18 protein-coding genes are annotated in these 21,706 nt (G+C 41.6%); 17 read left to right on the top strand and 1 reads right to left on the bottom strand.

What is annotated here, in order from left to right; translation table 11 throughout:
• The first annotated feature begins 112 nt into the window (after positions 1–112).
• From VP97_RS08565 to glnA, 3 genes are all read left to right on the top strand, one after another.
• Positions 113–1,375 (top strand): methionine gamma-lyase family protein, encoded by a 1,263-nt coding sequence (locus tag VP97_RS08565; RefSeq protein WP_050181684.1) that lies wholly within the window; start codon positions 113–115, stop codon positions 1,373–1,375.
• 116 nt (positions 1,376–1,491) lie between these two features.
• Complete coding sequence (locus tag VP97_RS08560) at positions 1,492–1,887, top strand: MerR family transcriptional regulator (protein WP_050181357.1); 396 nt, start codon at positions 1,492–1,494, stop codon at positions 1,885–1,887.
• Positions 1,888–1,932: 45 nt separating this feature from the next.
• Positions 1,933–3,267, top strand: a complete 1,335-nt coding sequence (gene glnA, locus VP97_RS08555; protein ID WP_050181355.1) for a type I glutamate--ammonia ligase — start codon at positions 1,933–1,935, stop codon at positions 3,265–3,267.
• Positions 3,268–3,385: 118 nt separating this feature from the next.
• Here glnA and VP97_RS08550 read toward each other — a convergent pair whose 3' ends face one another.
• Positions 3,386–4,549, bottom strand: a complete 1,164-nt coding sequence (locus VP97_RS08550) for a site-specific integrase (RefSeq protein ID WP_050181353.1) — start codon at positions 4,547–4,549, stop codon at positions 3,386–3,388.
• 531 nt (positions 4,550–5,080) lie between these two features.
• On the opposite strand from VP97_RS08550, the gene VP97_RS08545 reads away from it, so the two are divergent.
• The 14 genes from VP97_RS08545 (at position 5,081) to VP97_RS08480 (ending at position 21,692) form a co-directional block, all read left to right on the top strand.
• The gene (locus VP97_RS08545) at positions 5,081–8,392 is read left to right on the top strand and encodes a substrate-binding domain-containing protein (RefSeq protein ID WP_156153454.1); all 3,312 of its coding nucleotides are present in this window, start codon (positions 5,081–5,083) and stop codon (positions 8,390–8,392) included.
• Between the two features lie 19 nt (positions 8,393–8,411).
• Entirely contained in the window at positions 8,412–9,119 is a 708-nt protein-coding gene (locus VP97_RS08540) for a LytR/AlgR family response regulator transcription factor (protein ID WP_050181352.1), read from the top strand.
• 223 nt (positions 9,120–9,342) lie between these two features.
• Positions 9,343–10,344 (top strand): LacI family DNA-binding transcriptional regulator, encoded by a 1,002-nt coding sequence (locus tag VP97_RS08535; RefSeq protein ID WP_050181351.1) that lies wholly within the window; start codon positions 9,343–9,345, stop codon positions 10,342–10,344.
• Between the two features lie 245 nt (positions 10,345–10,589).
• On the top strand, positions 10,590–11,399 hold the full coding sequence (locus VP97_RS08530; protein WP_050181683.1) for a sugar phosphate isomerase/epimerase family protein: 810 nt from the start codon (positions 10,590–10,592) through the stop codon (positions 11,397–11,399).
• Positions 11,400–11,436: 37 nt separating this feature from the next.
• Positions 11,437–12,603, top strand: a complete 1,167-nt coding sequence (locus VP97_RS08525; RefSeq protein WP_050181350.1) for a substrate-binding domain-containing protein — start codon at positions 11,437–11,439, stop codon at positions 12,601–12,603.
• A 29-nt stretch (positions 12,604–12,632) separates the two neighbouring features.
• Entirely contained in the window at positions 12,633–13,826 is a 1,194-nt protein-coding gene (locus VP97_RS08520; protein WP_050181347.1) for a levoglucosan dehydrogenase, read from the top strand.
• A gap of 63 nt (positions 13,827–13,889) precedes the next feature.
• Positions 13,890–15,389, top strand: a complete 1,500-nt coding sequence (locus tag VP97_RS08515) for a sugar ABC transporter ATP-binding protein (RefSeq protein ID WP_216594922.1) — start codon at positions 13,890–13,892, stop codon at positions 15,387–15,389.
• Positions 15,370–16,371, top strand: coding sequence for an ABC transporter permease (locus tag VP97_RS08510; protein ID WP_050181345.1), 1,002 nt, complete (start codon positions 15,370–15,372; stop codon positions 16,369–16,371). Before VP97_RS08515 ends, VP97_RS08510 begins: the two co-directional genes overlap by 20 nt.
• A 20-nt stretch (positions 16,372–16,391) precedes the next feature.
• Complete coding sequence (locus tag VP97_RS08505) at positions 16,392–17,570, top strand: Gfo/Idh/MocA family protein (protein ID WP_050181344.1); 1,179 nt, start codon at positions 16,392–16,394, stop codon at positions 17,568–17,570.
• Positions 17,567–18,538, top strand: coding sequence for a sugar phosphate isomerase/epimerase family protein (locus VP97_RS08500; protein WP_050181343.1), 972 nt, complete (start codon positions 17,567–17,569; stop codon positions 18,536–18,538). The genes VP97_RS08505 and VP97_RS08500 overlap by 4 nt, the downstream gene beginning before the upstream one ends.
• A 53-nt stretch (positions 18,539–18,591) precedes the next feature.
• Positions 18,592–19,416 carry a sugar phosphate isomerase/epimerase family protein gene (locus VP97_RS08495; protein ID WP_050181342.1) on the top strand — a complete coding sequence of 275 codons (825 nt, stop codon included), beginning with the start codon at positions 18,592–18,594 and terminating at the stop codon, positions 19,414–19,416.
• Positions 19,416–20,453 carry a zinc-dependent alcohol dehydrogenase family protein gene (locus VP97_RS08490; RefSeq protein ID WP_050181341.1) on the top strand — a complete coding sequence of 346 codons (1,038 nt, stop codon included), beginning with the start codon at positions 19,416–19,418 and terminating at the stop codon, positions 20,451–20,453. Before VP97_RS08495 ends, VP97_RS08490 begins: the two co-directional genes overlap by 1 nt.
• 78 nt (positions 20,454–20,531) lie before the next feature.
• Positions 20,532–21,362: a sugar phosphate isomerase/epimerase family protein gene (locus VP97_RS08485; protein ID WP_050181340.1), complete on the top strand. Its 831-nt coding sequence runs from the start codon at positions 20,532–20,534 to the stop codon at positions 21,360–21,362.
• Positions 21,363–21,398: 36 nt separating this feature from the next.
• The gene (locus VP97_RS08480) at positions 21,399–21,692 is read left to right on the top strand and encodes a putative quinol monooxygenase (RefSeq protein WP_050181338.1); all 294 of its coding nucleotides are present in this window, start codon (positions 21,399–21,401) and stop codon (positions 21,690–21,692) included.
• Positions 21,693–21,706: the final 14 nt, after the last annotated feature.

Raw genomic sequence — 21,706 nt, 5'->3', positions numbered from 1 at the left:
TTCTATTATAAACGATTCTCTTAACCGGCATCTACTTTTTCTTTTAAGAAAAGCGGTATTTTGCTATGATGAAACAAGCGAACAAGAAAGTAGGAACACAATTATGACCAGCATGTTTGATTTGTTAAAAAACGGTGACGCTATTCGCCAAAAAGCAGCAGAAGCAGAAGCCAAAATCGCCGACATTCACCGGCAGATTGACGAGCGGGCAGAGTTCAATCAATTTCGTGTATTGAAAAGCTTTCAATCCAACCAGGTAAGTGATTTTCACTTTAACCCTTCTACCGGATATGGTTATGATGATGCAGGAAGGGACACACTTGAACGTGTATACGCAGATGTATTCGGCGGCGAAAGTGCCCTGGTACGCCCACAAATTATTTCCGGTACGCATGCTATTACCATTTCATTGTTTGGCATTTTGCGCCCCGGCGATGAACTGCTTTATATAACCGGTAAACCGTATGACACATTGGATGAAATCATTGGCATCAACGAGCCATCAAACGGATCACTTCGTGAATTTGGCATTTCATATGAGCACATTAATTTAACGGAAAGCGGCCGACCGGATTTTGACCGTATTCGCGAGAGTATTAACGACCGGACGAAAATGATTGCCATTCAGCGCTCGAAAGGCTATGCTTTACGTCCATCCTTTACAATAGAAGACATTCGGGAAATGATTTCATTTGTAAAGAACATTAAGCCCGAGGCAGTCGTATTTGTAGACAACTGCTACGGTGAATTTGTTGAGCGGGAAGAGCCGCTGCATGCCGGTGCCGATTTAATGGCAGGCTCACTGATTAAAAATCCGGGCGGCGGACTTGCCAAAACAGGCGGCTATATTGTCGGCAAAAAAGAGTATGTAGAAAGCTGCTCTTACCGGATGACCTCACCTGGAATCGGAGCAGAAGCAGGCGCGAGCCTTTACAGTCTGCCTGAAATGTATCAGGGCCTGTTTCTCGCTCCCCATGTAGTAGCAGAAAGTTTAAAAGGAGCAGTATTTACAGCCGCGATACTTGAAGGGTTTGGCATGAATACGACACCGGCCTGGAATGAGCCGCGCACCGATTTAATTCAGGCGGTAGAGTTTGGCGACCGTGATAAAATGGTCGCGTTTTGCCAGGCGATCCAGTTTGCTTCGCCTGTAAATTCGCATGTAACCCCGCAGCCTGCTTATATGCCGGGCTATGAGGACGATGTGATTATGGCGGCAGGCACATTCGTGCAGGGGGCCAGTATCGAACTGACCGCAGACGGGCCGCTGCGTCCGCCGTATGCTGCATACGTGCAGGGGGGACTTACGTACGCCCACGTGAAAATTGCAGTAGCCAGTGCAATTGATTATTTAATTGAAACAAAGAGAATCTGACAACCTTTTCAACTATAAATAAAATTGTGTGATAAAACGTTACATTAAGTTGACAAATGATATCACATGATTTATAGTAAGTTTATCAGATCAGATAAGAAAAAGGAGGGGATAACATGAGCAGCCAAATACGCCGGACAATGCCGCTTTTTCCAATGGGAACCGTCATGAAATTAACGGATTTAACCGCGAGGCAGATTCGCTATTATGAGCAGCATCAGTTAATTACTCCGGATCGTTCTGATGGAAATCGGCGTCTCTATTCATTGAACGATATTGACCGCCTGTTGGAAGTAAAAGACCTTTTGGACCAGGGCATCAATATGGCCGGAATTAAAAAAATCCTGCTTAAAGACGAGTCGCAGGAGATCGAATTAGAAACAAAAGATAGTGGCCAAAAATCGAAAAAAGAGTTCACCGATGAGGAACTTCGCAAGCTGCTTCGCAAAGAGCTGATCAATGCAGGGCGCTTCAATCGTTCTTCGGGAATGGACCGGCGGTTTTTTCACTAATCTTTTGCATACAAGGTTTACATATTTGAGGAGGAATGGATACAAATGGGTAAGTACACACGTGAAGACATTCAGCGCTTAGCAAAAGAACAAGACGTCAAATATATTCGTCTTCAGTTCACAGATATTCTGGGCACAATCAAAAATGTAGAGATTCCAGTGAGCCAGCTTGACAAAGCGCTTGACAACAAAATGATGTTTGACGGATCTTCCATTGAAGGTTTCGTGCGTATTGAAGAATCAGACATGAATCTTTATCCGGATCTTGACACTTGGGTGGTTTTCCCTTGGACTGCAGAAAAAGGAAAAGTAGCACGTCTTATCTGTGATATCTATACACCTGAAGGAGAGCCGTTCCAGGGTGACCCTCGTGCAAACTTAAAACGTGTATTGCAAGAGATGAAAGAGCTTGGCTTCACAGATTTCAATCTTGGGCCTGAGCCGGAATTCTTCCTGTTCAAATTGGATGAAAAAGGTGAACCAACACTTGAGCTAAATGATAATGGCGGATACTTTGACCTTGCGCCAACAGATCTTGGCGAAAACTGCCGCCGCGATATCGTGCTTGAGCTTGAAGAAATGGGCTTTGAAATCGAAGCATCTCACCACGAAGTAGCACCGGGTCAGCACGAAATCGACTTTAAATATGCGGATGCTGTTACAGCTTGTGATAACATCCAAACATTTAAACTAGTTGTGAAAACAATCGCCCGCAAGCACGGCTTGCACGCGACATTTATGCCAAAACCATTGTTCGGCGTAAACGGCTCTGGTATGCACATGAACTTGTCTCTATTCAAAGACGGTCAAAACGCGTTCTTTGACGAAAGCGGCGAATTGAAGCTAAGCGAAACAGCTTACCAGTTTATCGCAGGTACTGTGAAAAACGCAGAAGCGTTCACAGCAATCTGTAATCCAACTGTTAACTCTTACAAACGCCTTGTACCAGGCTACGAAGCTCCTTGCTACGTTGCATGGTCTGGTCAAAACCGCAGCCCATTGATCCGTATCCCGGCATCACGCGGCATGAGCACACGTGTAGAAGTGCGTTCTGTTGACCCGGCAGCGAATCCGTACCTTGCAATGGCTGTTCTTCTAGCGGCAGGCCTTGACGGAATCAAAAACAAAATGGATGCTCCAGCTCCAGTAGACCGCAACATCTACGCAATGGACAAAGAAGAGCGCGAAGCAGAAGGCGTACGTGATCTTCCATCAAACTTGTCAATTGCACTTGATGTATTAAAGAAAAACAATACCATCAAAAACGCGCTGGGCGAGCACATTCTTGAGCACTTCATCGAAGCAAAAGAAATCGAATGGGATATGTTTAGAACACAAGTACACCCATGGGAGCGCGAACAGTACATGTCAATGTACTAAGAAACCCAACCCCTTGAGCCGTATGGCTTCAAGGGGTTTTTCTTTGTTTTAAATTGTGGGTAAAACACTTAAAAAAAGAGTGCGGGAAACCCCGCATCCACAAAGCACCCACAAGATGTTATTCTCTTTTAAAAAGCCGTTCGGAATCATCCTCGTACCTTTGTAGGTTCCCCTGTTCCAGCTTTTTCGAAATGTGGGAGTACACATCTGCGGTAATACCCATACTCCCATGACCAAGGCGTTCCTGTATATATTTCATGTCAGCGCCAGATTCCAGCAAAAGAACTGCGTGGGTATGGCGCAGCGAATGGATAGAAAGCTGGGGGAGATCAGCTTTTTTTAAAATACGGGCAAAGGAATTAAAGAGAGTAGACTTAGACATAATATTGCCATCATTACGGCACAGAACAAGATTTAAATCATGGTGGTAAATCTCTTTTAATGCCAGCTTATTTTGATTCTGGTATTTTAAATGAAACTGAAAGGTATTGGTCAAAGATTGGCTAATCGTGATGATTCGTTTTGACTTATGTGTTTTTGTGTCTCCAAACAATTCTTCGTCTTCTTTGGGATCAAAGTCCAGTGTTTTATTAATAGAAATAGTTTTTCCTTTTAAATCAATATCTGTCCATTGGAGGGCAGCGGCTTCTCCCTTACGCATCCCAGTTTCAATAAGCACCAGAAAAAAGAGCCAGTAAAGATAGTTGTCCTGGTAGGCTGCCTGTAAAAAGGCCGGAATGTCGGCGGAATCGATGAATTGGATTTCTTTTTGCTTTTCCGTGCCTTTAACGGTCGCCCCCAAGCAGGGATTTTTTTGTAGAATGCCAAGAATAACTGCTTTGCTCATTGCGTTATATATTGTTCCATGTACAATTTCTACGGTCCGTTTGCTGTAGTCTTTATCAGTCAGGTGATTTAAAAACTTTTGATACATAATGGGCTTTAAATCTTTTAACAAGAGATTTTGAAAATATGGAATAATATGATTTTGGATATTCCTTTCATGTACGAGGTACGTGTTTTTACGGACCGAACCTTTTTTGTACTCAAGCAGCCAGTTTGTTAAGAATGATTCCAGGGTGTATACTTTTTCATTTACTTCGAAGCCTTCCAAAATTCTTTTTTCTTCTTCTGCAGCAGCAATTTGAGCCTCGATTGACGACGTAAAACCTCTCTTTGATTTTTCTTTATATTCATGAGTTATAGGATCTTTATAGCGAATGCGGAATTCATAATACGCTTTTTTCTCACCGCTTTTTTTATACTTGCGAATACTGGCCATCTGCATTCTCCTTTCCATCTTTATTTGAGCGTAAAGATAATAATGTACTTTTTCTATACAGCTGTAAGTACAATATCGATACATCTTTACTTGAAGAAGGAGAATTAAAAGAAATCCGCTCCTTTCATAACATCGATTTCTTTAATATCCTTTGAAAAACAATGAATTTGTCCCTATTGAAGCAACAGTTAAATAATGTAGCTCTACGTCTACACCTATCACTTTAGAAGAAGAGGAAACTACCTTCGGTTCAAAGGAAACTGCCACAGACATATACCATTTCCCTTTTTTTCATAAAGTTCGCTATCTAAAAAGCCAACTTGGAGGTATTTTCTATAGGTACAGCGGTCAGCTATCCAGTGGATGTAAAAATGAAGCATTGATATAATAGACCATTCATTTAGTGTAAAACAAGCCAATAAAAAATCGTTTTTTAAGGAAAGGGTTGTCATTCAGCCATGCCAATGCCAGAATTACTGTTAAGAATTTTTTACTTTTATTTTGTTTTTTAACAAGTGAGGAGAGAATCAAATGAAGGATTCAGGATATGTTTCAGAGGCAGGCTTTCAGGACACGGGGATGATATTTAAGTTCAGACGCAAAAATAACAAGTTTATCCATACATTTTCTGAAGGCGAATTACTTTATAAGATGAATTTTCACCCAGAAGGGCTTATTGGAAAAACATTATATGAAATGTATCCAGATGACATTGAGATGGCAAACTTATTAATTACATATTACGAAAAAGCGTGGGAAGGCCGTTTTGTAGAATACGAAGGTGTGTATAATAATATACAGTATGTGACATATTTAAGACCTTTGGTTTCAGAAGGGAAAGTGGTTGAAATAGTCGGAACGTGTATTGACATCACAAAAAGAAAAAAGATGGAGGAAGACATCCGACAAAAAGAAAATTTATATCGGACGGTTCTTGGAACAATGTCTGAAGCGGTACTGATTGAAACAGGGGGAGAAATCATCACGCTTAATGAAAGCGCAAACAAAATGCTCGGGATTAAAACAGGTGATTTTACAGAATCTTCTATGAAGGAATTAAATCAGGAGTACATAAAAGAAAACGGCTCAACGGTTCCTTATTCAGAGCTGCCGGGGGTCATTACCCAGCGGAATGGCACTCCCATTAAAGATTTTATATTAGGAGTAAAAGATAAAAACAAGGAAACAAAGTGGCTTTCTGTTAATTCTAACCCGCTTACATTACCGGGTAAGTATGAACGTTCTGCTCTTGTGACACTTTCCGAAATTACATTTCAAAAACAACAAGAAAGAAAATTAATGGATTCTTACGCTTTTCAGCGCAATTTGATTGATCGGCTGGACAGCGGAATTATTGTGACAGATCGAAATAAAAAGGTTAGGCTTATGAACAAGAAGTTTTATGAAATGTTCAAGTTAGACGGCGGGATTGATTTATACATTGGACATCATGCTCCGAACCTACATAGCCTTTTTGACGAAGAAATGAATGAGCTGGAAACTGAAAAGCTCGGAAATCAGAAAAGCATAGCAAAAGAGATTGAAATCTATCAAACTGTCACACTGCGGTGTAACTGTGTTCCACTTAAAGAGGAAAACGAGGATTATGGTTATTTGTGGGGTTTTGAAGATGTGACTGAAAGCAAAAGAATGGAAAAAATGATTATTCAAGCAAAAGAAGAAGCTGAAAAAGCAAATGTAGCTAAATCGGACTTTCTGTCTAAAATGAGCCATGAGCTCCGTACGCCGCTAAATGGCATTCTTGGCTTTGCTCAGCTTTTGGAAGTAGAAGAGGGGTTAACCGAAACACAGCAAGACTTTGTTCAGGAAATTTTAAATGGAGGAAGGCATTTACTAGAATTAGTAAATGAAGTATTGGATTTATCGAGAATCGAAACAGGCAATTTGAAAATTTCAATAGATGAGGTTAATCTTCTTAGCGTTATGAACGAATGTATCAATATTGTTCAGCCGCTTGCAAAGAAAAAGAACATAAGCATTCATAATCAATTAACTCCCTTTCAAAACACCTTAGTTCTTGCTGATCCAATTCGCCTTAAACAAATAATCCTTAACCTTCTGGATAATGCCATTAAGTATAACAAAGATTACGGAAAAATAATAATTGATTGCTATCAAAAAGGGAGCGAGCAGGTTGTTCATATCGTGGATACAGGTATAGGGCTTTCAAAAGAAGAATATACTAAAATATTTGTTCCGTTCTATCGAATTGAAGGAACAAAGGAAGCAGGAACAGGCATCGGCTTGTCTCTCGTTAAACAGCTTGTACACTTAATGGGAGGGGATATTAGTGTGACAAGCACTAAAGGAAAAGGAAGTGATTTTTCTTTTAGTCTGCCCGTTCCAACTAATTTAAAAGCCGCTGTCAGGTGGGGTGAACAGGTGGAACCACGTACTGTAAATAATGATAAAGCAGAGCACTACCGCTTGCTCTATATCGAAGACAATAAGGCCAATTTTCATTTAGTAAGTAACATTATTGAATCGCAGCCTTCCTTTACGCTCTTATCAGCCCCCACTGGAAAAAAAGGATTAGAACTCGTAGCGAAGAAAAAAGTGGATTTAATTTTGCTTGATATTAATCTCCCCGACATTCATGGTTACGAAGTTTTTGACAGGCTAAAAAGGAATGAACAAACGAAGGATATTGCCGTTATTGCCGTCAGTGCAAACGCGATGCCAGAGGATATTCAATATGCCTTGGCTAAAGGGTTTGATAACTATGTGACAAAACCCATAAATGTAAAAGAGTTTTTAACAGTCGTGCAGGAAACGTTAAATAAAACAATTTATCAAAATATCCCAGATCATAAAATTTTAAGCACAGGACCTTACGGGGAAGAAGCTGTATCCGCAAAAACACTCCAGTTATCTTTAGAAGATTTGAAGAAAATCAAGAAAAAGAACTACAAAGCAGCCATCGCCATGCACTATGGCGGAAGCGATTGGTCAAAGTCCCAAGTGGAAGGAGTAAAAGCCACTTTTGAAAAAATGGGGATTGAGATCATAGCGGTAACGGATGCCCAATTTGATTGGGAAAAGCAAGTGGCGGATATTGAAGCCATTTTAGCCCAAAGGCCGGATATTCTTATAAGTATCCCTGTAAAACCGGCACGAATGGAAAGCATATATAAAAAAGCAGCCCAGGCAAATACAAAGCTGGTATTCATGGATAATATACCAAAGAACCTGCAGCATGGAAAAGATTATGTTAGTATTGTATCCTCAGACAACTATGGAAATGGTATTGAATCCGCTCATGTTATGGCTGATAAATTAGGTGGAAAAGGCAATATAGGCGTTATTTATTATAAAGAGGATTTTTTTGCAACCAAACAAAGAACAGAAGCATTTGAAAAAACGATACAAGAAACTTATCCTGAAATTCAAATTATTGACCGCATTGGCATTGACGGTCCGAACGATGGGCAAAAAGCAGCAGCTTCCATGATTGGAAGGCATCAAAACTTGAATGGTATCTTTGTCGTGTGGGATGTGCCAGCTGAAGGAGCCTTAAAAGCTGCTCATGCTGAAGGAAGAAATGATTTGGTTATTACAACGGCCGATTTGGGCTTAAATGTGGCAGTGGAAATTGCCCAGGGCGGTCTAATAAAGGGACTGGGTGCGCAGCTTCCATACCAGCAGGGAGTCGCTGAAGCCATTCTAGCAGGATATGCGTTAATTGGAAAATATGCGCCGCCCTATGTGGCTGTTCCATCTTTAAGAGTAACAAAAGAAAATATTCTGGACGCCTGGAAACTCGTTTATAACAAGGAGGCGCCAGCCATCATTCAAAAAGCAGCAGCTCAAGAAGAAGTATAAGGAAAGAGGGAAATACCGGATGAAAGTGTTAATCGCTGAGGATGACGCAGCCTCAAGAAAACTGTTAAGATATTTTATCGGCAGTTTACCTGATTATAAAATTGTTGGAGAAGCAACGAATGGTGAAGAATTAATCAAGTATGTGACGAAAGAAAAACCGGATATTGCTTTAGTGGATATTGGAATGCCTTTAATGGATGGTATGGAAGCAGTTAAAGCATGTAAAGAACTTTTTCCATCCTTGCAGGTTATTTTTACTACCGGCCATGACGATTATGCACTTGAGGCATTTAATGTAAGAGCTGTCGACTATATTTTAAAGCCAATTGAGCGAAATCGTTTATACAGTGCGTTAGAGAGGGCTGCACAAGCCGGTAAACTAAAAGCTGGTAAAGAGCCGTCTGCTAAAAAGAATTTAACGATTAAACAGCACAAAAATATCATTTTTATTCCGCTTGATGAAATTATCTTTATAGAGAGAGAGGATCGCAAATCCGTCATTTATACAAGAAATAATAAATTCGAAACAAATGAAACGTTAGCAAGCTTAGAAGAAGCTCTTGACTCCAGGTTTATAGCGTCTCATAGATCCTGTATCATCAATATGAGGTTTTTAATAAAAATCGAAGCAGCGGGTCAAGGATATAAAGCATATTTTAAAGATTATGACCGGTCAGCAAAGGTTTCAAAGCATAAAATCGATGAATTGCAAAGATATATGTCATAAGAAATTATGGAACTCAGCCTAGGGTGCTGAGTTTTTTTATTTTTTAAAATTTATACTTTTTTTGTTTAAACGCATCATTTTTAGGTCTGAAACCTGGAAAATGCCTTGTCGAATGGAAGAAAACTGTGTTTGAAGCCGGTTAGACACTCAAAATGAATACGTTTACAATGCGGTTATAACAAAACAAAGAAAGCAGAAACAAAAAAGAAAAGAGAATCCTAAAATGCCAGGAATTAAAGAGGTAGCCAAACAAGCAAATGTTTCAATTGCTACTGTATCAAGGGTGTTAAGCAAACCGGAAACGGTAGCGAAGGAGACTATCAAAAAAGTATTAGAAGTCATCGAAGATTTAAACTATCAACCTAATGCAGCGGCCCGCCAGCTGAGAATGTCTGAAACAACAACGATTCTAGTAGTTGTCCCGGATATTACGAATACATTCTTTTCCGATGTGCTGAGAGGAATAGAATTTGTAGCTCTCGAAAACGGTTACCAGGTTTTGCTTGGAGATGCAGACAATAGTGCTGAACGTGAGAAGGGATACTTAAGCATACTTCGCCAAAAAAAGGCAGCAGGAATGATTTTGCTGACAGCAGGAATTGAAGCGGATATCGTGGAAGAAATAGCCTCTGAGTATCCGGTCGTTCTTGCATGCGAATACTTGGAAGGCGTTAATGTTCCGACAGTTTCTATTGACAACGTCAGCGGTGCGCGAAAAGCAACCGAGTATCTGATTAATCTAGGGCACAAGAGAATAGGCTTTATCTCAGGCCCCATGAATAGCGTACTGAGCAGAGACAGGATGAAGGGATTTTATCAGGCGATGGCACAGTATAATCTGAAGGTTGAACCCGAATTAGTGCAAGAAGGTAACTTTTCTTATAAAAGCGGCTTGAATATGATGCTCAAACTTTTAGCGTACAGCCACACACCTACAGCAGTTTTTGCGGCGAACGATGAGATGGCTTTTGGTGCTGTCAATGCAATTGAGCGAAAAGGATTATCTGTTCCGAACGACATATCGGTTATTGGCTTTGACAATATAAAGTTTTCGGCCATCTTTAAGCCAGGACTAACAACGATCTCACAGCCGACTTTTGACATAGGCACAAAAGCGATGGAACTTTTAATAGGCCTCATGACAAAGCAGAAAATGAAGAAAACACAGTACATTTTAGAAAACAAGCTGGTTCTTCGGGACTCATGCTGTAAATGCAGACATTGAAAAACAAATTTTAAAAAATGATGTAAACGTTTACGAGCAGAATAAAACAGCCTCACTAGAAGTTTTGATGGCAAAAGCTTTAACGAAAAGGAAAGTAGTTATACTACAGATAATTTCTTTAGTTAATGTAAACGTTTACCATGGATTCTTTAAAATTCACAAGCTGCTCATTTTAAGGAGGTGGTGGAGCCACATTCGCATTCGTTGATGTGCTTTTACAAACTATTCAAACGGGGGAAAAAATAATGAAATTTGGATACCAAACAAATACGTGGGGCGGGGTAGTGGGTCATCCTGCCGGAGTCACTTCAATTAAAGATCTTTATTACCTGGCGAATGGCTCTACCGAGGAAGCTTTAAAGGACATTTCGGAAGCCGGCTTTAAAGGATTTGAAATTTTTGATGGAAACCTGATGCAGTATAAGGACAATAAAGAAGAATTTAAAGCGTTGCTTACAAAATACAAACTAACCTTGATTGGTGTTTATACAGGCGGGAACTTTATTTACCCGGATATTTTGGAAGAAGAATTAACAAAAATTGAAGAAGTATCTGCACTTGCTGCTGAATTTGGCGCTCGTCATTTAGTGATCGGCGGCGGTGCTGTTCGCTCGCAAGGGATTTTGGAAAGCGATTACGAAGATTTGGGAAAAGCGCTTAATAGAGTGAAGGCAATTGCGGAAAACCATAAATTGATTCCGACTTATCATCCGCACCTTGGTACAAATGTTGAATCGCCAGACCAGCTGGACAAGCTAATGCCGCTTACAGAGATTGGCTTATGCCCTGACACAGCTCATATTGAAGCCGGCGGCGGTGATCCGGTTGAAGTGGTCCGCAAGTATGCAGACCGGATTAAGTACATTCACTTTAAAGACTACGAAAACGGTGAGTTTCTACCGCTCGGTGAAGGTCATCAGAAGTTTGATGAGATGCTCCGCCTTCTGAATGAAGCCGGTTACGATGATTGGATTGTAGTTGAATTGGACAGCTATGAAGTACCGAAGCAAGGAGCAGAAATAAGCCGGCGTTTCTTATCTTCTTTTGAAAAATAATAGATAAAAAGAATTAACAAACAAAGGGGACGGGACTATGAAAAGAAAATCTTCACTATTAACAGCTATGTTATTGGGCGGAAGCCTCATGCTTGCTGCATGCGGCGGAGAAAGCGCTTCAAAAACAGAAGAGAGCCAGCAAAAAGCAGTAAAGCTTGAAGAAACAGGACCATTGACAATCAATCCTGAAATTTCATCCGAACAAGAAATTTTGAGCAAAGGTCCAAACGGGGAAGATGCTTTTTCAGCCATTAAGCTGCAATTGACTGAAGAAGAACTGGCAAAAATTAAAGAAGGTAAATACAAAGCGGCTATTGTCATGCACTACACAGGAAATGATTACTCGACAGCACAAATAAACGGCTTAAAAGCTGCTTTTGAAAGAATGGGGATTGAAGTAGTAGCAGTAACAGACGGGCAGTTTAAGCCCGAAAAACAAATTGCTGATATTGAAACGGTTCTGGCAAAATCACCTGATATCATTGTCAGCTTGCCTGTAGATCCTACTTCTACTGCTGCTTCATTTAAAAAAGCGGCTGAAGCCGGCGTGAAATTAGTGTTTATGGATGTTCCGCCAACTGGTTTAACTGCTGGGAAGGACTATTTAAGCGTTGTTTCTTCAGATAACTACGGAAATGGGGTAGCAGCTGCAGAAACAATGGCTAAACAACTTGGCGGCAAAGGGAAAATCGGTGTTATCTTCCACGATGTTGACTTCTTTGTAAACAATCAGCGTGTTGAAGCATTTGAAACAACAATCAAAGAAAAGTATCCAGATATTGAAATCGTTGCACGGAGTGGTATCACAAGCCCAAATGATGGTGAAGAAGTGGCTTCAGGCATGTTGACTAAACATAATGACCTGGATGGCATCTTTGCTATTTGGGATGTGCCTGCAGAAGGGGTGTTAGCGGCAGCCCGGGCAACAGGAAATGAAGATTTAGTGATCACAACAGTTGACTTAGGTACGAATGCAGCGCTGGACATTGCTTCTGGCGGAAGCATTAAAGGACTTGGAGCTCAGCTTCCGTACGATCAGGGCATCGCCGAAGCTATTTTAGCGGGGCAGGCTCTTCTTGGAAAAGAAGTACCGCCGTATGTAGCAGTTCCAGGGCTGAGTGTAACAGAAGAAAACGTATTAGATGCTTGGCAGTTAGTGTACCGTCAGCCGGCACCAGAAGTAGTCCAAAGTGCTGCAAAATAAAAATAATGACCATTTAGGAGGAAACTAAAATGAAAAAACTTAATGTAGGCATGATTGGCGGAGGATTTATGGGGAAAGCGCATGCACTGGCGTATGCAGGGATGCCAATGTTTTTCTGGCCGGCTCCAGTAACTCCACACCGCCACACAGTAGTAGATGTAACAGACGAATTGGCAAAAGATGCAGCTGCCCGTCTGGGCTTTGACAACTATTCTTCAGACTGGAGAAAAGTAGTGGAAGACCCGGAAATCGATATTATCGACATTGTAACGCCAAATGATTCTCATGCTGAAATTGCGATCGCTGCAGCTAAAGCAGGCAAGCATATTATTTCCGAAAAACCGCTTGCGCGTGATGCAGCGGAAGCGAAAACCATGCTAGATGCGGTAAAAGAAGCAGGCGTAAAGCACATGGTTGCGTTCAACTACCGCAGAACACCAGCGGTTGCGCTGGCGAAAAAATATATTGAAGAAGGCAAGCTGGGCAAGATTTTGAATTTCCGCGGCACGTACCTGCAGGACTGGTCGGCTGATCCGAATTCACCCCTTTCATGGCGCTTCCAAAAAGACCGTGCAGGTTCCGGTGCACTTGGTGATATCGGAACACACGTGATTGACTTTGCACGCTACCTTGTCGGGGAGATTTCAGATGTAAACGCTGTTGCAAAAACATGGATTGGCGAACGACCAATTCAAAGCGGCGGCGTCGATAAGCTTGGAACAGTAAAAGCAGATGAAGATGTACCAAAAGCAGTGGTTGATGTAGATGATGAATTCATGACACTCGTGAAATTTGAAAATGGTGCTGTTGGAAGCATTGAAGCAACCCGCAACGCATGGGGCCGCAACAACTTCCTGACATTTGAAATTCACGGTGAAAAAGGGTCTCTTGTCTTTAACTATGAGCGCCGCGATGAACTGCAAGTATGCTTCTCAGATGATCCGGGCGACAGCCGTGGTTTCAGAACCGTTTACACAGGTCCTGCTCATCCATACGGAGAAGGTTTATGGCCAATCCCGGCACTTGGAATCGGCTACGGTGAAACCAAAATTATTGAAACATATGACTTTATGAAATCCATTGCGGAAGACACAAGCGTCTCACCAGACTTTGAAGACGGCTACCAAATCGCAGTGATTTCTGACGCGATTCTGGAATCAGCGGAAAAAGGCGAATGGGTGAATCTTTCGAAACAAGGCGAAATGGTGAATCTTTCAAAATAATGAATTTGAAAAAATAAATAGAGGCTGCAGCCGCAGCCTCTGTTATAAAGAAGGTGAATGAGATTGGAAAAGCCAATGCTTTCGATGAAAAATATCTCAAAAGCGTTTAATGGGATTACGGTACTCAATTCAGTTGATTTCTCTGTTAAAAAAGGTGAAGTTCATGCGCTCATGGGCGGGAACGGAGCCGGAAAGTCGACATTAATGAAAATTTTAACAGGTGTTTACACAGCCGATCAAGGCGAAATTTACATTGATGACCAGCTCGTTGAAATTAACAATACAGATGATGCCAGAAAAAATTATATATCGATGATTTTTCAGGAGTTCAGCTTGATTCCCACATTGACAGTGGCACAAAATATTTTTCTTACCAGAGAAGATAAAACATCCATTGGGTTATTAAATGATAAAGAATGTGTTGAAAAAACAAGAAAACTGCTTCAAGAGCTAGAAGTCGATATTGATCCGAATGAACTTGTCGGAAACCTTGGAGTGGGGTACTGGCAAATGACTGAAATCGCAAAAGCATTATCGCAGGAAACCAAAATTCTCGTCATGGACGAGCCAACCGCTTCTTTAACAAAAAAAGAAACAGAAGTTTTATTTTCCTTTATTAATCAGTTGAAATCAAAAGGCTATGCGATTATTTATATTTCGCATCGTATGGATGAGATTCTTGAAATTTGTGACCGTATTACGATTTTACGCGACGGAAAACATGTCGCTACTGAAGACTGCAAACAAATCGATCTAGACATGGTTATTCAGTACATTGTCGGATCGGGTATGGATAAAGCGTTTGAATGGAAGGAACGGGAGTATGCAAAAGATGCTGCACCTGTATTGGAAGTGAAAAATTTAACAGTAGGGTCAAAAGTACAAGGTGTTAATTTTAACCTGTATCCAGGTGAGATCGTGGGCATCGCCGGATTGATGGGAAGCGGCCGGACTGAAACCGTAAGCGCTATCTTCGGAACAGGTCCGAAAGACAGCGGCGATATCGTTGTAAACGGTAAGCCGGTAACGATTAAAAATGCACCGGATGCCATAAAAGCAGGATTAGCGCTTATTCCAGAAGACCGGCGTGTACAGGGTCTTGTATTAGAACATAGTGTGAAAGATAACATCATTCTGCCGATCTTATCGAAAATGCAGAAAGGTTTCTTTATTGATAATAAAAAAGCCAATAAAGTGGCCAATGACTTTGTTAGAAAACTAAACATTAAAACAGATGATATTTATAAAACAACCAATCTATTATCTGGAGGCAATCAGCAAAAAATTGTTCTGGCAAAATGGCTGGCGAATGATCCATCTGTGCTAATACTTGATGAACCAACGATTGGTGTAGACATCGGAGCGAAAACTGAGATTGTGGATGTCGTGCGCGAACTAGCAGACAGCGGGAAAGCCATTTTGGTCATTTCCTCAGAACTTCCTGAGCTTCTCGCATTAAGTGACCGTGTACTAGTCATGCATGAAGGGCGAATGATCAAGGAAATGCAAAGACGTGATATTGAAACAGAGGAGGAATTACAACATGCAATCCAAGGATTCTAATTTAAACGGTACAGTTGCTTTGGGCAGCCATACGGTTTCGCGCAAGAAGAAATCATTCGATTGGCGGGACTACATTGTCTACCTTGCTTTTATTGGTGTCATCATTTATTTCTCAGTTACTTTGCATGATCAGGGATTTGTTTCTACGGACAATTTGCTTAACATTATTCGTCAAACAGCGATGATTTCATTAATGGGTCTTGCGATGACATTTGTTATCAGCACCGGAGAAATTGACTTGTCTGTTGGTTCAATTGCCGCATTGTCTTCTTTAACAGCAGCATTAACCATTCAAGCCGGATTTGGCATGATCGGCGGCGTAGCGATTGGTTTAGGAACAGGTCTTCTTGTTGGATTAGTAAATGGTTTATTAGTAACAAAACTGGCGATTCCATCTTTCCTTGTGACGCTTGGTACAATGGGAACCGTCGCAGGTCTTGCAATGTGGATTACGGACACGGCACCAGTGCCGATTGTAGACGCAACATTCAACTTTGTATTTGGTTCAGGAGATATCGGACCGATTCCTATTCTTTTAGTTTGGACAGTATTAGCAACCATTATTGCTCATTTTTTACTGCGCAAGACATCATTTGGAAGACAAACACTTGCAACGGGCGGAAATGAAAGCGCTGCAAGATTCTCAGGTGTAAAAACACAACGCATTAAGCTTCTTGTTTTCCTCGGTTCTGGTTTTATGGCGGGGTTTGCCGGGCTGCTTTATGCAGGACGGATGCATGCCGGGCGTTTTACGTTTGGGGAAGGGGACGAACTTTCCGTTATCGCTGCAGTAATTCTCGGCGGAACAAGCCTTTTCGGCGGCGTAGGTACAGTCATTGGTACAGTCATCGGTTCATTAATGATCGGAACAATTAACAATGGGTTGATCATTATGGGTCTTGATGTCAGCCAGCAAATGATGATTAAAGGATTGATTATCATCTTGGCTGTAGCGTTTGGTAAAAAAGCAATTAAGCGTTAAGTCGAACAGGAGGGGCGTAAATGAAGAAAATAAAAGTAGGTGTGATCGGCACTGGCTTTATTGGGCCCACTCATATAGAAGCCATTAGACGAATTGGTTTTGCCGAAGTGGTTGCGATTGCAGGGAACGGCCAGGAGTCGACAGAACGGAAAGCAGCAGAGCTCGGAATTCCTAGAGCGTACGGGGATTACCGGGACCTGCTCAAAGATGATGAAGTAGAAGTGGTCCATAATTGTACACCGAATCATCTTCACTTTCCGATTAATAAAGAGATTGTTTTGGCTGGAAAGCACGTGCTGTCAGAAAAGCCGCTGGCAATGTCAAGTGAGGAGTCGGCGGAACTCCTTGCTCTTGCAAAAGAGCACAAGGTCGTTCATGGCGTATGTTTTAATTACCGTCAATTTCCAATTGTGAAACAGCTTGCTTCCATGATTAAAAAAGAACAGCTTGGCAAAGTCAACCTCGTACACGGAAGCTACCTGCAGGACTGGATGTTATATGAAACAGATTACAACTGGCGTTTAGCACCGGAAGTCGGTGGAAAATCACGTACAGTAGCAGATATCGGATCGCACTGGTGTGATACGGTTCAGTATGTGATAGGTAAAAAAATCGTTGAAGTGTTTGCAGATTTGGCGACCGTGATTCCAGTCAGGAAAAAACCGTCTTCAACAGGAGAAACATTTGGCGGCCAGTCACCAGTAGATACCGCTTATGAAGATATCCCCATCAATACCGAAGACTATGCATCAGTGCTTGTCCACTTTGAAGATGGAACAAGAGGGGTTTTCACTGTCTCTCAAGTGAGTGCGGGCAGAAAAAACAGACTAAGTTTCGAAGTAAATGGCAGCCAGCAGTCCGCTCAATGGAACCAGGAAGAACCGGAAAAACTTTGGATTGGCCATCGTGACAAACCGAATGAAATTCTAATGGCCGACCCATCCTTGTTTGCAGACGAAGCAAAATCCGCCATTCACCATCCGGGCGGACATAATGAAGGCTGGCCCGATGCAATGAAAAATATGATGATTAACTTTTACAGCTTTATCCGAGATGGAAAAGATCCGCATAGTGATGAAACACCGTTTGCCACATTTGAAGATGGCCACATCTCTATGTGCATTACAGATGCCATTCTACGGAGTCATGAACAGCAAAAATGGATAAGTGTTGAGTCGATTAAGGAGGTAATACTATGAAGTTAGGTGTATTTACTGTTTTATATCAACAGCTGCCCTTTGAGGAAATGCTGGACAAGCTGCAAGAAATGGGCGTGGAGGCAGTAGAGCTCGGAACCGGTAATTATCCGGGAAACAGCCATTGTAATCCAGATGAGCTTTTGGACAGCCCGGAGAAAGCAAAAGCGTTTAAAAAAGCTGTTGAAAGCCGGGGAATGACAATAAGCGGGTTGAGCTGCCATGGCAACCCGCTTCACCCGGACAAAAAATTTGCGGCAGAATCTCACGCCGTTTGGCAAAAAACCGTGAAGCTTGCGGAACGTCTGGAAATCCCGGTTGTAAATGGTTTTTCCGGCTGCCCCGGAGATCACGCCGAAGCTAAATTTCCGAACTGGGTAACTTGTTCATGGCCGCCGGAGTATGCAGAAATGCTGGAGTGGCAATGGAATGATGTCGTTATCCCGTATTGGAAAGAAGAAGTAAAGTTTGCACAGTCGCATGGAGTCAAACAAATTGCACTCGAGATGCATCCTGGTTTCGTTGTCTATAACCCGGATACGCTTTTGAAACTAAGAGAACATGCAGGAGAAGCGATCGGTGCGAATTTTGATCCGAGCCACCTTCTCTGGCAAGGAATTAATCCGGTAGAAGCGATTAAAAAGCTTGGAAAAGAAAATGCCATTTATCATTTCCATGCAAAAGATACGTATTTAGATCAAGCCAATATTGATGTTAACGGTGTGCTTGACACAAAACACTACAGTGACATTTTAAACCGTGCCTGGACATTCCGTTCTGTTGGGTACGGACAGAATGAAAAAATGTGGAAAGATATCATGAGCGCGCTCCGAGCAGTTGGCTATGACTACGTGGTGTCGATCGAGCACGAAGATATGCTTGCTTCTGTTGATGAAGGGCTGGGCAAAGCGATTTCTTTATTAAAAGACGTGATGTTTAAAGAGCAAGTCGGGGAAATGTGGTGGGCATAAAAAGCTCCAGTATTGCTATTTAAAACAGGCAGGAAATGAAAGGGGAAGCCGCTATGATTAAGTATTCATATAATACACTCGTGTATGCAGGGGAAGACATTGAAACGAGCATCGCTAGATTATCAAAATTCGGCTATGATGGCGTCGAATTTGTGGGAGAACCTGAACAACAGGATCGTGTGCTCATTAAAGAATTGCTTAGTAAGTATAGTATCGCTGCTTCTACCATTTGTGCAATTTATAACCCAGAAAGAGATGTAATCTCCAGCAGAAAAGAAATTAGAAAAAATGCAGTAGAGTACATTAAAAGCTGTGTTGACTTTGCTCAGTTTATTGGTGCGACAGGCATTTCGCTAACACCCACTGCCTGTATGAAAATACACCAGGAAGCCGATAGAAAAACTGAATTTTCTTGGGCTGTTGAAGGAATTAAAGAAGCGGGAACTTATGCAGGTGAACACGGAGTCAGAATTACAGTGGAGCCGTGGAATCGCTATGAGAATTATTTCATTAACCGTATGGAACAGTCTCTGGAGCTTGTACATGCCATCGATTTACCGAGCGTTGGATGCATGGGTGATACATACCATATGAACATTGAAGAAGTAGATATTGGCGATGCAATCCGCCTCGCTGGCGACAAGTTATATCATTTGCATATCGCGGACAGCAATAGAGCGGCACCTGGCAGAGGCCATATTGATTTTAACCCTGTAAAGAAAGCGCTTCAGGATATTAACTACAGCGGATATTTAACAATGGAACTATTGCCTGCCTTTGCCGATCCATTTAATGGTGTGCGCTGTGAAGAGTTTTATGATCAATACACGGAAGAGTCGATCGTTTTCCTGAAAAACCTGTTTAAGGAGGAAGCATGATGACAAATGAAATGAAAGCAGCTGTAACATACGGAAAACAAAATTTAAAAATTGAACGGGTTCCGGTTCCCGAAATTAAAGATAATGAAGTACTGATTAAAGTGAAAGCATGCGGAGTATGCGGTACAGATCCGCATATTTACAACGGTCATTTTCCTGCACCGATGCCGCTCATTCAAGGTCATGAATTTGCTGGAGAAGTTGTGAAGGTCGGCTCAAATGTAACAAGTGTTGCAGTAGGAGACCGTGTAACAGCGGATATTAATATCAGCTGCGGAAATTGTTACTATTGCCGGACAGGACAAAAGCTTTTCTGTGAAAATATTACCCAGCTTGGTGTTCATGTGAATGGTGCATTTGCTGAGTACGTGAAAGCTCCGGAAAATAATGTTTATATATTGCCGGAGGGAATGTCTTGGGAAGAAGGAGCTTATATCGAACCACTCGCTTGTGTCATAAGAGGACAGGAACGCGCAAGTGTCAGCATGGGTGACACGGTTGCCATTATCGGAGCTGGCCCAATGGGTCTTGCGCATGCACTGATGGCAAAGTTAAATGGCGCAACCAAAGTCATTATTTCGGAAATGAACCAGACACGTCTTCAAAAAGCAAGAGATCTAGGTGTAGACGTTGTCATTGATGCCTCAGAAACGGATCCTGTTCAAGAAGTGCTTAATCAGACAGATGGACGAGGGGCTGATGTTGTATTTGAAGTAGTAGGTGCGATTCCTACTTATCAGCAGGCATTAAATCTAGTAAGAAAAGGCGGCACATTAGTTGCATACGGGGCCGCGCCTGCTGATCAGGCTATGCAAATTAAGCCTTTTGATATTTTCAGCAAAGAACTAACGATCGTAGGCTCGTATGCAGGTACGTATGGAACATGGGTAAAAGCAATTGAATTAATTTCATCAAAAAGATTTAACCCTCACAATATCTTCAGTAAAACGGTTGCACTGGATCAGCTGGAAGATGGAATTGTAGAGGCCGACAAGAGTAAGGATACGATTAAACTTCTAGTTACTGTAGCTGATTAAAAAAACGGTGAAGCGGGATACAGGCAGAGATTGTTTTTGCTTTTATCCCTTTTCTCCCATATAGGTGGAGGGATTTACATGTTTGAGTATAGTGCCACACAGTGGATTTACGGTAATGAAAACTTAGAAGACAGTTTAAAAAGATTAAAAAAATACGGTTATCAAGGTGTTGAATTAGCTGGAGAGCCTGATTCAATCAACATTGAAGCCACGAAGCAATTACTTAAAAAGTATGGGTTAAAATGCAGCTCAATCTGTGGAATTTACACACCTGAACGAGACCTTTCCTCCGCAGATGAACAAGTGAGAAAAAATGCGGTAGAATACGTGAAAAAATGTGTGAATTTAGCGAAAAGCTTACACGCTTCGACTGTTATTGTTGTACCGACATGTGTAGGGAAAGTTCAGCCTGAAACGACCATCGAAGAAGAATGGAATTATGCCATTGATGGCGTAAAAGAAGCGGGGCTTTATGCAAAAGAGCACAATATTACATTGGCTCTTGAAACGCTAAACCGGTACGAGACCTATTTGGCTAACAATTTAGAGTTAGGATTGAGGTTTGTAAAAGAAGTTGACTTGGAAAGTGTTAAGATCATGGCTGATTTGTTTCATATGAGTTTAGAGGAGCGGGACATGATTCAATCTTTAAAAAAGATTTCACCTTATCTTGCTCACGTTCATATAGCAGATAATACACGTGAAGCAGCCGGGCTTGGCCAAACAGACTTCAAGCCTGTGGTCTCTTTTCTAAAGGAACTAGGCTATAAAGGATATATTACGATGGAATTTTTACCGGCCGTGTCAAATCCGTATCTTGCGTCATCGCTTCAAGGGGAAGCGAATATTTTTGATCATTTTACAGAGCAGTCAATCAAGCATATGAAAGAAATTGTCCAAACAGTTTAAGCAGATGAAAATGAACACAAGAAGGAGGAAGTATCATTGATTATTATTCATGCATTTTTAAAAGTGAATCCAAAACACCGTGATGATTTTCTTCAAAAAGCCAAGCAGGTGGCAGTCCCGTCACAAGCTGAAGAAGGAAATATAAGCTATCAGTTTTATGAAAATCCAGAACAGCCAAACAGTTTTGTATTCTTGGAGAAATGGAAAGATAAAGAGTCTATTGACTATCATGAAGCAACAGCCCACTTTAAACAGTTTGCAGAAGAGGTACAGCTTGTGTTAAGCGAACCGATTCAGGTAGAAGTATTCAACGTGTCTGAAGAGGGTTAATAATACAGGCCGGA

This window comes from Domibacillus robiginosus, assembly GCF_000966195.1.
Taxonomy (GTDB): Bacteria; Bacillota; Bacilli; order Bacillales; family Domibacillaceae; genus Domibacillus; species Domibacillus robiginosus.
The sequence above is the reverse complement of the archived record's forward strand: the minus strand, read 5'-3'. Positions and strand labels throughout refer to the sequence as shown.

Coding starts and splice junctions, on each gene's coding strand:
- VP97_RS08565 (WP_050181684.1), top strand. CDS start 113: ATGTTTGATTTGTTAAAAAACGGTGACGCTATTCGCCAAAAAGCAGCA.
- VP97_RS08560 (WP_050181357.1), top strand. CDS start 1,492: ATGAGCAGCCAAATACGCCGGACAATGCCGCTTTTTCCAATGGGAACC.
- glnA (WP_050181355.1), top strand. CDS start 1,933: ATGGGTAAGTACACACGTGAAGACATTCAGCGCTTAGCAAAAGAACAA.
- VP97_RS08550 (WP_050181353.1), bottom strand. CDS start 4,549: ATGGCCAGTATTCGCAAGTATAAAAAAAGCGGTGAGAAAAAAGCGTAT.
- VP97_RS08545 (WP_156153454.1), top strand. CDS start 5,081: ATGAAGGATTCAGGATATGTTTCAGAGGCAGGCTTTCAGGACACGGGG.
- VP97_RS08540 (WP_050181352.1), top strand. CDS start 8,412: ATGAAAGTGTTAATCGCTGAGGATGACGCAGCCTCAAGAAAACTGTTA.
- VP97_RS08535 (WP_050181351.1), top strand. CDS start 9,343: ATGCCAGGAATTAAAGAGGTAGCCAAACAAGCAAATGTTTCAATTGCT.
- VP97_RS08530 (WP_050181683.1), top strand. CDS start 10,590: ATGAAATTTGGATACCAAACAAATACGTGGGGCGGGGTAGTGGGTCAT.
- VP97_RS08525 (WP_050181350.1), top strand. CDS start 11,437: ATGAAAAGAAAATCTTCACTATTAACAGCTATGTTATTGGGCGGAAGC.
- VP97_RS08520 (WP_050181347.1), top strand. CDS start 12,633: ATGAAAAAACTTAATGTAGGCATGATTGGCGGAGGATTTATGGGGAAA.
- VP97_RS08510 (WP_050181345.1), top strand. CDS start 15,370: ATGCAATCCAAGGATTCTAATTTAAACGGTACAGTTGCTTTGGGCAGC.
- VP97_RS08505 (WP_050181344.1), top strand. CDS start 16,392: ATGAAGAAAATAAAAGTAGGTGTGATCGGCACTGGCTTTATTGGGCCC.
- VP97_RS08500 (WP_050181343.1), top strand. CDS start 17,567: ATGAAGTTAGGTGTATTTACTGTTTTATATCAACAGCTGCCCTTTGAG.
- VP97_RS08495 (WP_050181342.1), top strand. CDS start 18,592: ATGATTAAGTATTCATATAATACACTCGTGTATGCAGGGGAAGACATT.
- VP97_RS08490 (WP_050181341.1), top strand. CDS start 19,416: ATGACAAATGAAATGAAAGCAGCTGTAACATACGGAAAACAAAATTTA.
- VP97_RS08485 (WP_050181340.1), top strand. CDS start 20,532: ATGTTTGAGTATAGTGCCACACAGTGGATTTACGGTAATGAAAACTTA.